Origin of the sequence: Asanoa iriomotensis (assembly GCF_016862515.1) — a bacterium.
GTDB classification, from domain to species: Bacteria; Actinomycetota; Actinomycetes; order Mycobacteriales; family Micromonosporaceae; genus Asanoa; species Asanoa iriomotensis.
In genome coordinates this window covers 19,061-30,827 of record NZ_BONC01000039.1, presented here as the reverse complement: position 1 = coordinate 30,827, position 11,767 = coordinate 19,061, and the positions used below count along the sequence as shown (strand labels likewise).

General features: G+C 72.6%; 13 protein-coding genes. 7 read left to right on the top strand and 6 right to left on the bottom strand.

Going from position 1 to position 11,767, the window contains the following annotated elements:
* Positions 1-37: 37 nt before the first annotated feature.
* Entirely contained in the window at positions 38-613 is a 576-nt protein-coding gene (locus Air01nite_RS41660) for a TetR/AcrR family transcriptional regulator (RefSeq protein WP_203705720.1), read from the bottom strand.
* 87 nt (positions 614-700) lie between these two features.
* On the opposite strand from Air01nite_RS41660, the gene Air01nite_RS25165 reads away from it, so the two are divergent.
* Positions 701-1,654 (top strand): NAD-dependent epimerase/dehydratase family protein, encoded by a 954-nt coding sequence (locus Air01nite_RS25165; RefSeq protein WP_203705718.1) that lies wholly within the window; start codon positions 701-703, stop codon positions 1,652-1,654.
* On the opposite strand, the gene Air01nite_RS25160 is transcribed toward Air01nite_RS25165, so the two are convergent.
* Together Air01nite_RS25160 and Air01nite_RS25155 are read right to left on the bottom strand one after the other, a co-directional pair.
* Complete coding sequence (locus Air01nite_RS25160) at positions 1,651-3,000, bottom strand: MFS transporter (RefSeq protein ID WP_203705715.1); 1,350 nt, start codon at positions 2,998-3,000, stop codon at positions 1,651-1,653. The two genes, Air01nite_RS25165 and Air01nite_RS25160, sit on opposite strands and share 4 nt — an antisense overlap.
* Before the next feature lie 213 nt (positions 3,001-3,213).
* Positions 3,214-4,206, bottom strand: coding sequence for a mechanosensitive ion channel family protein (locus Air01nite_RS25155; RefSeq protein ID WP_203705712.1), 993 nt, complete (start codon positions 4,204-4,206; stop codon positions 3,214-3,216).
* Positions 4,207-4,471: 265 nt separating this feature from the next.
* Here Air01nite_RS25155 and Air01nite_RS25150 point away from each other — a divergent pair, with 265 nt between their 5' ends.
* Positions 4,472-5,005 carry an HNH endonuclease gene (locus tag Air01nite_RS25150; protein ID WP_203705709.1) on the top strand — a complete coding sequence of 178 codons (534 nt, stop codon included), beginning with the start codon at positions 4,472-4,474 and terminating at the stop codon, positions 5,003-5,005.
* Here Air01nite_RS25150 and Air01nite_RS25145 read toward each other — a convergent pair.
* From Air01nite_RS25145 to kynU, 3 genes are all read right to left on the bottom strand, one after another.
* On the bottom strand, positions 5,002-5,742 hold the full coding sequence (locus tag Air01nite_RS25145) for a class F sortase (RefSeq protein WP_203705707.1): 741 nt from the start codon (positions 5,740-5,742) through the stop codon (positions 5,002-5,004). The two genes, Air01nite_RS25150 and Air01nite_RS25145, sit on opposite strands and share 4 nt — an antisense overlap.
* Positions 5,743-5,748: 6 nt before the next feature.
* Positions 5,749-6,321: a hypothetical protein gene (locus tag Air01nite_RS25140; RefSeq protein ID WP_203705705.1), complete on the bottom strand. Its 573-nt coding sequence runs from the start codon at positions 6,319-6,321 to the stop codon at positions 5,749-5,751.
* A 63-nt stretch (positions 6,322-6,384) separates the two neighbouring features.
* Positions 6,385-7,668 (bottom strand): kynureninase, encoded by a 1,284-nt coding sequence (gene kynU / locus Air01nite_RS25135; protein ID WP_203705703.1) that lies wholly within the window; start codon positions 7,666-7,668, stop codon positions 6,385-6,387.
* Between kynU and Air01nite_RS25130 the strand changes: the two genes are divergently transcribed.
* The 5 genes from Air01nite_RS25130 to Air01nite_RS25110 all read left to right on the top strand — a co-directional run bounded on the left by Air01nite_RS25130 (position 7,667) and on the right by Air01nite_RS25110 (position 11,767).
* Positions 7,667-9,109: an amidase gene (locus tag Air01nite_RS25130; RefSeq protein ID WP_203705701.1), complete on the top strand. Its 1,443-nt coding sequence runs from the start codon at positions 7,667-7,669 to the stop codon at positions 9,107-9,109. The genes kynU and Air01nite_RS25130 overlap by 2 nt on opposite strands.
* A 26-nt stretch (positions 9,110-9,135) precedes the next feature.
* Positions 9,136-9,465: an aa3-type cytochrome oxidase subunit CtaJ gene (gene ctaJ / locus Air01nite_RS25125; RefSeq protein ID WP_203705778.1), complete on the top strand. Its 330-nt coding sequence runs from the start codon at positions 9,136-9,138 to the stop codon at positions 9,463-9,465.
* On the top strand, positions 9,452-9,952 hold the full coding sequence (locus Air01nite_RS25120) for a DUF5130 family protein (protein WP_239090962.1): 501 nt from the start codon (positions 9,452-9,454) through the stop codon (positions 9,950-9,952). The genes ctaJ and Air01nite_RS25120 overlap by 14 nt, the downstream gene beginning before the upstream one ends.
* A 67-nt stretch (positions 9,953-10,019) precedes the next feature.
* Complete coding sequence (locus Air01nite_RS25115) at positions 10,020-10,436, top strand: globin (RefSeq protein WP_239090961.1); 417 nt, start codon at positions 10,020-10,022, stop codon at positions 10,434-10,436.
* Positions 10,437-10,507: 71 nt separating this feature from the next.
* Positions 10,508-11,767 carry a PKD domain containing protein gene (locus Air01nite_RS25110; RefSeq protein ID WP_203705698.1) on the top strand — a complete coding sequence of 420 codons (1,260 nt, stop codon included), beginning with the start codon at positions 10,508-10,510 and terminating at the stop codon, positions 11,765-11,767.

The following is an 11,767-nucleotide window of genomic DNA, read 5'->3' as shown; positions in this document are numbered from 1 at the left end:
GATCTTGACCGGATGTGCTCCCGCTTACTGGCCGCGCTTACCGGTGGCGATCGAGGAGTTGGCGGAACAGGGGTTCGAGGAGGGTGCGGAGGTCGTCCGGGTCGGCGTCGGCGAGGGCCGAGAGGCCGATGACCTGGCGCATGAGTTGGAAGCCCGCGACGACGGCCAGCACGATCGCGGCGCGCTGTGGTGCCAGGTCGCCGGCGAGGGAGTTCGTCAGCCGGCGGTGGTAGTGGGCCTCGATCTGGCCGCGGGCGATCGCGGCCGCCTCCTCGCTCGACGAGCGCAGCATGATCAGGAAGCCGTCCAGCGGGGTGTCGCCCGCGGCCGTGATGTCGACCAGCAGCGTCGCGATGCGGGCGGCGAAGTCCGGCGCCTCGATGTTCTCCCGGGTCAGGATCGTCGGCTCCGCCATGATCTGGGCGATCACCTCGCCCAGGAGTTGCTCCTTGGAGCCGAAGTAGCGGTTGACCATCATCGCCGTGACGCCCGCGCCCTCTGCTATCTCGCGGACGCCCACGCCGTCGTAGCCCGACCGGGCGAAGCCCCGCCGGGCCGAGGCCAGGATCGCCGCCTTCGTGGCCGCCGCGTCCCGGCGCCTGGTCTCCGCCATGAGCCCTCCCCACCAAGTCTACGACCGTAGACAACCCGATCCGTCGCGAGCTAGTCTACGGCTGTAGACAAGGGGAGTTGATCAGCGATGGAACGCGTGTTGGTGACCGGTGGGACGGGCTTCGTCGCCGGCTGGTGTATCGCCGGGCTGCTGGAGCGCGGCTACGCCGTGCGCACGACGGTGCGGCGGCCCCAGGAGGTCGACGCACCGGTCGAGGTCGTCCAGGCCGACCTGACCCGCGACGACGGCTGGGACGCCGCGGTGGACGGCTGCGCGTACGTCCTGCACGTCGCCTCGCCCCTCGGCCTGGACGGGCGATCCGGCGAGGACGCCCTGATCACCCCGGCCCGCGACGGCGCCCTGCGGGTGCTGCGTGCCGCGAGCAAGGCGGGCGTGCGCCGGGTCGTGCTGACCTCCTCGACCGCCGCCACCACGCCACCGGATCCGCACGGCGTCGCCGACGAGACCGTGTGGACGGACCCGGCCGACCCGAACCTGACCCCGTACCGCCGCTCGAAGCTCCTCGCGGAGCGCGCCGCCTGGGACTTCGCCGCGGACAACGGCCTGGAGCTCACCACCGTGCTGCCCGCCGCCGTCTTCGGCCCGCTGCGCTCCCCCGGCAACGCCGGCTCCGTCGAGGTGATCGCCCGCCTGCTCGCCGGCCGCCCGCCGGTGCTGCCCCGCTTCGGCTTCACCATCGTGGACGTGCGCGACCTGGCCGACCTGCACCTCCGCGCGATGACCGACCCGGCCGCCGCCGGCGAACGCTTCATCGGGGCCGGCGAGTTCCGCTGGCTGGCCGAGATCGCCGGCACCCTCAGCGAGCACCTCGGCGACCGCGCCCGCAAGGTGCCCCGAAGGCCGGTCCCGGACGGCCTGGTCCGCGGCCTGGCCCGCGTGGTGCCACAGCTACGCGCGCTGACACCGCTGCTGGGCCGGGACCTGACCTTCACCTCGGCGAAAGCCCAACGGGTCCTCGGCTTCACACCCCGTCCGGCCGCGGAAACGATCCTCGACTGTGCGCGGAGCCTGGGCGCCTAAGGCTGGGCGTGGGCCGGGCGGTGGCTCGACGGGCCGCGCTGGGCCGGTGGGCGCTCCTCGGCGTCCGGGCGGGACTTGGCCGCCTCGGCGATCGCCGCGTCGAACTGGTGCGTGTTCGGCCAACTGCCGGCCATGACCAGCATCAGCAGCACGCCGCCGATGCTCCAGACGCCGACGACCAGGGGGATCTCGAAATGTTCGGCGAGCAGACCCGTGACCAGCACCGCGCCGCCCTGCGTGATCTGGACGCCCGTAGCCATCACGCCGAACGCGCGGGCGCGGTAGCCGTGCGGCAGCGCCTGCACGAACAGGCCGTTGGCCACCGGCATCAGGCCGGCCACCGCGAAGCCCGAGACCGCCGCCAGCACCGCCACCACGACCGGCGACGGGTTGAACAGGGCCGGCACCAGCACCAGCGGTGAGATCACCGCGAACGGGCGCACCAGCATGCGCCGGACGTCCGGTGGGATCAGCCGCGCCATCGTCAGGCCGCCGACGATGAAGCCGACCGGGTTGGCGGCCATGATCAGCGCCTGGTAGCCGCCGGCCGCGCTCCCCGAGGCCTTCTCCTGTGCCCAGGCGGCGGCGAGACCCTCGGGGACGATCGAGAACAGCATCGCCGAGAAGACGAGCAGCGCGATGCCGCGCAGCACCCGCTGGCCGAAGACCACGCGGAAACCCTCGGCGGTCTCGCGGAGCAGGTTGGAGCGGTGGTCGTGGGTCATCGCGGCCGGGCGGTGCCGGGTGCCGAACCAGATCAGCAGCGCCGAGGCGAGGAACGTGCAGGCGTCGAGCACTATGGCGGCGCGCGGGTTGAAGGCCGCGATGCCGGCGCCGACCGCGTAGCCGACGACCTGGGCCGCCTGGCCCGTGCTGTTGTTGAGCGACAGCCCGACGACCAGCTTGTCGCCCGGCAGGATCAGCGGCATGAGCGCCGACCGGGCGGCCTGGCTGGGCGGGTTGGCCAGCGTCGCGACGAACAGGATGACGAGCATGACCGGCACCGGCAGGCCGGGGATCACGATCAGCGCGATGAGCGCCATCCGCGCGAGGTCGCAGACGACCATGACGTTGCGGTACGGGTGGCGCTCGGCCAACGTGGCCAGCAGCGGACCGCCGACGAGCCAGGGCAGGTAACTGATCGCGAACGCGGCGGCCGACAGGGCCACCGACTGCGACTCCTGGTAGACGATGACCGTGACCGCGGCCTTGGAGATGTAGTCACCCAGCCAGGAGAGGGCACTCGCCGCGAAGACCGCCCGATATTCGCGCTGGCCGAAAACCTCACGGAAGGTTGCCGGCCGGTCAGACGGTCGTGTCTCGTCGGACACTGGGTAAGCCTCCATCGCCCTCGGCCAGCCCACTTGTGGCGGTGCGACCGAGCAACGTTGTCGAACGTCGGGGTGAAGTGAGCTTGGGACGGATTCTGCCCGATCGTCTGACAACTGGCTAGGGCGAACGGGCAGGGCGTCGCTTGTCCGACTGAACGATCGGACGATACCCGACCGTTCGAGCGGCGCGCGACCCCGACCCGCACGACCTTCGATACGAGACGGGCGTCAGGAACCATCCTCCGGTGTGGCCGGACGCGGGAAGGCCCGGGCCGCGAGCTGCGCCGTGATGCCGGAGCCGGCGAGCGCCTCGGTCAGCCGGCGGCGCAGTTCGCGGCCGACCACGTACTGACCGTCCGCTGTGGTCTTGGCGATCGTCCGGATGACCGTGCCCTCGACGGTCACCGTCTCGACGCCGAGCACCTCCGGCGCCTCGACGAAGTGCTCGGCCAGCTCCGGGTCCGCGTACACGTTGGCCGCCGCCTCGCGCAGCACCTCGACCGCCTGCTCGGCGTCGGCGAACCCGATCGGCATATCGATCATGAGCATGGCCCAGCCCTGGCTCTTGTTGCCGACCCGGATGATCTCGCCGTTGCGGATGTACCAGAGCACGCCCCGGGCGTCCCGGACCGTGGTGATCCGCAGCCCGACCGACTCGACGATGCCGGTCGCCTCGCCCAGGTCGACCGTGTCGCCGACGCCGTACTGGTCCTCGAGCAGCATGAACAGCCCGCCGAGCAGGTCCTTGACGAGGCTCTGCGCGCCGAAGCCGATCGCGAGGCCCAGGATGCCGGCGCTGGCCAGCAGCGGGCCCAGGTTGAAGCTGAGCTCCTCGAGGATCATCAGCAGCGCGATCGAGAACACGAACGCGGTGACCAGGCTGCGCAGGACGGAGCCGATCGCCTCGGCACGCTGGCGGCGCCGCTCGGGCACGACGGTCGACGGGTCGGGCCCGGCGGTGGGCATCCGGTTGCGCAGCGGCTTGAGGATCGCCGGCACGGAGCCCTCGGAGGTGCTCCGGACCAGCCGGCTGATCAGCTTGTGCAGGAGATAGCGGGCGACGATCGCGAGCAGCAGGATCGCGATGATCCGCAGCGGTTTGAGGAAGAAGTAGTAGCTGCCCTCGGCTGCCCAGGTCGAACCGGTCAAATCGTATACCCAGGTACAGAACTCCCCATCGGCACAGCTCGGCGTCGGGGCGGGGGCGGCGAAGACAGTCACACGTGTGTTCGTACCTCATGGGCCGATCGGTTGATCCAGCGGGCCCAACCCCGGATGCAACCGGACGGAACCGACCATCTCACCACACGAAACCAAAGCTTCACTTCCCGACCCCGGATTAGTACGTGCAATCGCGTTCCCCATCAGGGACGATTGCTGCACGGGCGAAGGCACTCCGCCGGCGCCGGTCGTGGCGCACGCGCACCACGGCCACACACACGCAGACCTGTGGAGCGGGCGAGAGAACGACCGAGAGGTGAGCGGGATGCCTGACATACGACCGACTGTGGGCTCTGGGGTATTAGTCCTGAACGCCACCTACGAGCCCCTGTGCGTCGTGTCAGTGCGAAGAGCCGCGATCCTCGTCTTATCCGCCAAGGCCGTCTGCGTCGCCGATGGCGACGGGTTCCTGCACAGCGTTCGCCACGAGTTACCGGTCCCGTCCGTGGTTCGCCTGACCCGCTACGTCCGCGTCCCCTACCGGGCCACCGTCGGGCTGTCCCGGCGCGCGATATTCGCCCGCGACGGCTGGCGCTGCGCCTACTGCAAAGGGCCCGCGGAGACCATCGACCACGTGTTCCCGCGCAGCCGCGGCGGCCGGCACGCCTGGGAGAACGTGGTGGCCGCCTGCGCCCGGTGCAACCACAGCAAAGGCGACAAGACCCCGGCCGAGCTCGGCTGGCGGCTGCACACCAAGCCGGCGGCGCCCAAAGGAGTCGCGTGGCGCGTGCTCGGCCACCGGGCCCCCGACCCGCGCTGGGCCAGCTGGCTCGACCTGCCTGCCGCCGAGGCCGCCTAAACGTCGTGCGCTGAGATCAGCGACGCGAACACCACGATGTTGTCGGCGTAGCCCGTCGCGCCGCCGACCCAGCGCCCACCACAGGTGATGAGCCGCAGCCCTGGCCGGCTGAAGTCGCCGTGGACCCGGTCCGCGGGCACCTCCGACTTGTCGTAGCGCTCCACCGAGTTGACCTCGAACACGGCCACCGAGCCGTCGCGCCTGGTCACCTCGACCCGGTCGCCGGGATCCAGGGTGGACAGCTTCGCGAACACCGCCGGCCCGGTCTTGGTGTCGACGTGCCCGACCAGCACGGCCGGCCCGAACTCGCCGGGTGTCGGGCCGTCCTCGTACCAACCGGTCTCGTTGGGTTCGTCGACCGGCGGCACCTCGATCGTGCCGTCCTTGGCCAGCCCCACGTCGTGCACGGGCGCGTCGACGCCGATCGAGGCGATCGTGACGCGGGTCGGCCGGCTCGGCTCCAGCACGGGGAACTCGCGGGGCGGCGGCTTGTCGCGTGAGCCGAACCAGTGCGGCAGCGAGACCGAGAAGCCGCCGGTCGCCTGGCCGAGCCCGAGACCGGCGAGGAAGACACCGAGCAGAACCAGGACCACGACGCCGGGTACGCCCAGCGGCGAGCGGCGCCGGGGCGCGGCCGGGACGCGCAGCCGCACCTCGGTCAGCGGGGGTGGTGCGCCGGCCCCGGGCAGGCGGAGCAGGTCCCGGATGACCGGGACCCGCTCCTCGTCACCGGACATCGCGGGTCAGGCCAGCCGCCGGCGGCGGCGCAGCGCGACGGCGAGGCCGGCGCCCGCCACGACCGAGGCCAGCCCGCCGGCCAGCGCCATGGTGCCGTCGCCGCCGTTGTCAGCGAGACCGCCACCGCCGGTGTGCGGGCCGTGTGACGGCCGGGAGTTCTCGATCACCCGCAGCGTGGTCTCCGCCTTGCCGCTCTTGACGCAGGTCAGCTTGACCTCGTACTCGCCGGCCCGGGTGTCCCTGGGCACGGTCGCGTCACCGACCAGGAAGCCGCGCTGCGGCACGAGGACGATCTCGCCGAAGGCCTTGGAATGCGCCTTGGCCTCGTCGACCCGCTCCTTGCAGCTCGCCTTGATCTCGACCTGCTCGCCGGCCTGGACGGTGCTCGGGCTGACCTCGATCCAGGTGCCCTCGGCGCGGCCCGGCTCGGCGGCGGGCCCCGACTGGTCGCCGGCAGGCGGGCCACCCGGGGCCGGCTCCGCGTAGGCCGGTGCGCCGGCGATCAGCGCGGCCCCGGCCGCCACCGCGGCACCAGCGAGCACGATCCGGTTAAGTGCGGCAAACGAAACGACAGACACGAAAGCCCCCCTCCGCCTGGGGAGACGATAACCCCGCCTATCGCAGCAAAAGCCCGAAATCGGTCAGGTAACCCGAGAACGATTCGCGGAAAACCGCAGCCAGGACTCCGCCTCCATGATCGTCCGGAGCCGCTGGAAGCCCTCGTGCACCTCTTCGAAGCGGGTGTAGAGCGGCGCGAAGCCCAGCCGGAGCCGGTCCGGGGTGCGGTAGTCCGGGATCACCGAGGCGTCCCGCAGCGCCTGGCTGATCTGCCAGGCGGCCGGGTGGTGCAGCGTCACGTGGGCGCCCCGGCCCGACCTCGGTGACGCGAGCGTGAAGCCGTGCGGTGCGAGCCACTCGTCGTACAGCTCGATCGCGAAGTCGCCCAGCGCCGTGCCCTTGGCGAAGATCCGCTCGATGCCGGCCGCCGCCGACAGCTCGATCCCGCACCGGGCGCCGTAGCCGCCGAGCACCGGCGGCGTGCCGACCAGGAACCGGTCGACGGACGGCGCCGGGTCGTACGCCGGACCCATCGCGAACTGGTCCCGCTGTCCGAACCAACCCCAGATCGGCTGGCGCAGCTCCGCCTGCAGGTCCTGCCGGACGTAGAGGAACGCGGGTGCACCCGGGCCCCCGTTGAGGTGCTTGTAGGTGCAGCCGACCGCCAGGTCGACCCCGGCCGAGCGCAACGGGGCCGGGACCGCGCCCGCCGAGTGGCACAGGTCCCAGAGCATCAGTGCGCCGGCCTCGTGCACGGCGGCGGTGATCCCGGGCAGGTCGGCGATCGCGCCCGACCGGTAGGCGACGTGTGACAGCGAGACCAGCGCGACGTCGTCGTCGAGGGCGTCCCGCACGGCGGCCAGCGTGACCCCGGTGTCCAGGCCGGACGGGATCACCCGCAACGTCATGCCGCGCGCGGCGGCCACGCCTTCCAGCACGTACCGGTCGGTCGGGAAGTTGTCGTCGTCGGTGACGACGACCCGGCGGCCGGGCCGCGCGTCGCAGGCCGCCACCGCGAGCTTGTAGAGGTTGACGCTCGTAGAGTCGCCCAGCACCACCTCGCCCGGCGCCGCCTCGACGACGCCGCCGGCCAGCAGGTCGCCGACCTCGCGGGCGAGCCCGATCCAGCGGTCCCAGCCGCGCACGAGGTCGACGCCCCACTCCTGGTCGATGGCGGCGTGCAGGCGCTCGCGGGTCGCCTTCGGCAGCCGCCCGAGCGAGTTGCCGTCGAGGTAGACCAGGTCTGGCTCCGCGATGACGAACTCGTCGCGGAACGCGGCGAGCGGGTCCTCGGCGTCGAGCCGGCGGGCTTGGGTGAGGCGATCAACGGGCACGCCGACACCGTAGCCGGGCAGGATGAGAGGCATGGCGGACCTCCACGACCTGACGGCGCTCGATCAGGGCGCCGCGATCGCCCGCGGTGAGGTGACCAGTGCCGAGCTGGTCGAGCACTACCTGGCGCGGGCGGCCGCGTTCGGTGACCGGGTCGGTGCGTTCGTGACCGTCACCGCGGACCAGGCGCGCGCCGACGCGGCCGCCCGCGACGCTGCCCCACCGGCGCACCGCGGGCCGCTGCACGGAGTGCCGACCGCGATCAAGGACCTGACCATGACCGCGGGCGTACGCACGACGTTCGGCTCGGCGGCGTTCGCGGACCTCGTGCCGCCGATCGACGCCGACGTGGTGACCTACCTGCGCGCGGCCGGCACGGTGTCGCTCGGCAAGACCACGACCTCGGAGCTGGGCACCTCGTGCCACGCGGAGACCCTGGTGGCGCCGCCGGCCCGCAACCCGTGGGGGCTGGGCTTCACCGCCGGCGGCTCCAGCGGTGGCGCGGCGGCGGCGGTCGCCGCGGGGCTGGTCGCGGTCGCGCAGGGCTCCGACGGCGGCGGATCCGTGCGCATCCCGGCGGCGATCTGCGGCCTGGTCGGCTACAAGCCCAGCCGCGGCGTGGTCTCCGGCGGCCCGCTCGGTTTCGCCGGCTTCGGCCTGCCGACGCACGGCGCGCTCGCCCGCACGGTGACCGACGCCGCCGCCTTCCTCGACGCGATGGCCGTGCCGACGATCGGCGAGCCCTACCTGGCGCCGCCGATACCCGGCGGCGGTTACCTGGGTGCCGCGCTCACCGCCGACCCCGGGCCGCTGCGGATCGGCCGGTTCACCACGCCGATGCTGGTCGACACCCCGGTCGACCCGGCCTGCGTGGCGGCCGTCGACACCGCCGCCACAGCGCTGGCCGGCGCCGGACACACGGTCGAAGAGGTCGCCGCGCCGCTCACGCCCGAGATGTGGCCGCTGTTCGAGACGCTCTGGTACGTCCTGTCGCTGGCACCCATCCCACCCGCCAAGGAGCCCCTGCTGCTGCCGCTGACCCGCTACCTGCGGGCCCGGGCCGAGACCGTGGGCGCCGGGCAGCTCATGGCGGTGCTCGGTGAGCTGCAGACCCGGGTGCGCCAGGGCCTGGCCCGGCTCGCCGGCTACGACCTGTTGCTCTGCCCCACGCTGGCGGTGCCGCAGGCCGAGGTCGGCTGGTTCACGTCGGCGGACGAACCGGCCGAGGACTTCGACCGGCAACGGCGGTTCTCGCCGTACTGTGCGATCTTCAACGTGACCGGGCAACCGTCGGTGAGCGTGCCGGTCGGCGCGACCGGCGACGGGATGCCGGTCGGTGTCCTACTGAGCGGGCGCTACGGCGACGACGCGCGGCTGCTGGCCGCGGCGGCACAGCTCGAGCGGCTCGCCGTGCGTGGTGATCGCCACCCGGCGATCTGGACGGACACGCCCTCCGCTACCGTGAACGGCGTCTAGCCGGCTGGCTTGAAAGGGCTGTGGCGTTGTCAGTTACCGAGACGGTGCTCTACTTCGTCGTCATACCGGCGGCCGCCGTGCTGGTGATCGCCGGGCTGGCGGCCGCGGGCGGTGGACCCCGCCCCAAGCGCTACCGGCCGGGCCGGCCGTACGACTTCCGGCCTGTCTGGTTCCTCTCCGCGCCGGAGCTGCTCTCCCACGCGCCCGAGGAGGCGGACTCCCACAACATCGAGGTCGGTGAGACGCGCGCGCTGACCACCGCCGGTTCGGCCTTCGGCGGCCCGACCGGTGCCATCGAGCCGGTGCCGTCGGCGGCGCCGGCGGGCAAGGTTGGAGGCGCAAGTGACCGCTGGTGACCGCGAGCTGACGGCCGGCCCGATGCTGGCGCAGCAGCCCGAGCCCACGGCCGAGACCAGCCAGCTCGCCGCCGCGGAGCACCGCGCCGAGCTGATCGAGGAGCACCACTACGGCCAGCCCGAGGTGCTCGAAGGCCCCTTCAGCACCCGCCAGCTGCTCCGGCTCGACGAGGCGCTGCGCACCGCCGACCGGGCGACCGGGCTCACCTTCTCCGTCTACGTCGGAGAGTTGGAGGAGCCGGTGCGCGACCACGCCGAGCGGATGCACCAGCAGCTGCCCCACGTCGCGTCGGCCGTGCTGGTCGCGGTGAGCCCCAACCAGCGCGTGCTCGAGGTGGTCACGGGCGGCGACGCCCGGCGGCGCATCCCCGACCGCGACGCCAAGCTGGCCGCGCTGTCGATGGTGGCGGCGTTCGGCGGCGGCGACCTGGCCGGCGGCATCATCAGCGGCCTTGACCAGCTCGCCACGCGGGCCGGCCGCGGCTGAGGTTCGTGGGGCACGGCACAGTCCGGCGTGAATGGATCTCGGATCCCGGCCTGGCAGGATTGAGGGCGTGACTGCACCCGGATCGGACCAGCCGACGTTCTACGAGCTCGTCGGGGGTGAGCCGACCTTCCGCAAGCTGGTCGCCCGCTTCTACGAGGGCGTGGCCGACGACACCTTGCTGCGGCCGCTGTACCCCGAGGAGGACCTCGGGCCGGCGGAGGAGCGGCTGAGGTTGTTCCTGATGCAGTACTGGGGCGGCCCCAACACCTACTCGGCGACCCGCGGTCACCCCCGGTTGCGCATGCGGCACGCCCCGTTCCGGGTGGGTCCCGACGAGCGGGACGCCTGGCTGCGGCACATGCGGGACGCGGTCGAGTCGCTCGACCTGCCCGAGGACCAGGAACGGACACTCTGGGAGTATCTCGAGCGGGCCGCGTACTTCATGGTCAACACGATGGACCCAGCCGGCACAAATCCGACATAAGCGCGTCGCGGGCACTTCTCGGTCGTTGATCCGCACGACCACCGCAGCCTCACCCGAGGAGCCCCGCCCGCATGCGTCGCCGCCTCATCGCCGCCGCCGTGCTCGTCGCCGCCGGAATCGCCGGTGTGCTCCCCGCCGTCGCCGACGTGGCCCAGCCGACCGTCGTGACGGCGGACCCGGTCGACTTCACGCCGCACGCGCTGGACGGGACCGTCCGCGCGATCGCCGTGGTCGGGCGGACGGTCGTGGTGGGCGGGACGTTCACCTCCGTCGCCGACGAGGGCACGATGCGGCCGCCACAGCGCCGGCCCTACCTGTTCGCCTTCGACGCGAAGACCGGCGTGGTGCGCGGCAGCTTCGCGCCGCGGGTCGACGGCGCGGTCTACGCGCTGGCCGCGGGGCCGGACAACACGGTGTACGTCGGCGGCGCGTTCCGCACCGTCAACGGTGCCTCGTCGCGCGGCCTGACCCGCCTGTCGGTGTCGACGGGCGCCCGCGTCCGCGGGTTCAGCGCGGAGATCAACTGGGGGGACGTGCGTACGCTCGCGGTCAACGGAAAGCGCCTCTACGCCGGCGGACCGTTCTCCGCGATCAACGGCGTGGCCCGGGCCGGACTGGCCCGCCTGGACGGCGGCACCGGCGCGGTGGACGCGGGCTTCGACGCCAAGCTGACGGCCAAGAACATGGCCCGGGTACGGGTCGAGGACATGGCCCTGTCCCCCGACGGGCGCCGCCTGGTCGCGGTGGGCGCGCTGACCCACGCGGGCGGCCAGCCGCGCTACCAGCTCGCGATGCTGGACGTCGCGGGCCCGAAGGCGGTGGTGGCCAACTGGCACACGGACGCGTTCCGGTCGCCGTGCGACCAGTCGCTGGACACCTACCTGCGCGGCGTCGACTTCGCGCCGGACGGCTCGTACTTCGTTACGGTCACGACCGGCGCCCTGACGGGCCCGGGCCGGATGTGCGACGGCGCGGCCCGGTTCGAGAGCGCCGGCGCGGGCGCGCACAAGCCGACGTGGGTCAACCAGACGGGCGGCAACACGCTGTTCTCGGTCTCGGTGACCGGTGTCGCGGTCTACGTGGGCGGGCACCAGCAGTGGCTGGACAACCCGTACGGCAAGAAGACGAAGGGCAAGGGTGCGGTCGACCGGCCCGGCATCGGCGCCATCAACCCGAAGACCGGCAAGGCGTTGCCGTGGAACCCGACCCGCAGCCGCGGCGTCGGCGCCCGCGCCATCGTCGCGACGTCCTACGGCCTCTACGTCGGCTCGGACACGGACAAGCTGGGCAAGGAGTACCACGGCCGGATCGGCATGTTCCCGCTGCCCTGA

What these genes read in the sequence shown, in the direction of transcription:
- Air01nite_RS25150 (WP_203705709.1), top strand. Translation starts at nt 4,472, where the DNA reads ATGCCTGACATACGACCGACTGTGGGCTCTGGGGTATTAGTCCTGAAC.
- kynU (WP_203705703.1), bottom strand. Translation starts at nt 7,668, where the DNA reads ATGCCTCTCATCCTGCCCGGCTACGGTGTCGGCGTGCCCGTTGATCGC.
- Air01nite_RS25165 (WP_203705718.1), top strand. Translation starts at nt 701, where the DNA reads ATGGAACGCGTGTTGGTGACCGGTGGGACGGGCTTCGTCGCCGGCTGG.
- Air01nite_RS25110 (WP_203705698.1), top strand. Translation starts at nt 10,508, where the DNA reads ATGCGTCGCCGCCTCATCGCCGCCGCCGTGCTCGTCGCCGCCGGAATC.
- Air01nite_RS41660 (WP_203705720.1), bottom strand. Translation starts at nt 613, where the DNA reads ATGGCGGAGACCAGGCGCCGGGACGCGGCGGCCACGAAGGCGGCGATC.
- Air01nite_RS25145 (WP_203705707.1), bottom strand. Translation starts at nt 5,742, where the DNA reads ATGTCCGGTGACGAGGAGCGGGTCCCGGTCATCCGGGACCTGCTCCGC.
- Air01nite_RS25130 (WP_203705701.1), top strand. Translation starts at nt 7,667, where the DNA reads ATGGCGGACCTCCACGACCTGACGGCGCTCGATCAGGGCGCCGCGATC.
- Air01nite_RS25160 (WP_203705715.1), bottom strand. Translation starts at nt 3,000, where the DNA reads ATGGAGGCTTACCCAGTGTCCGACGAGACACGACCGTCTGACCGGCCG.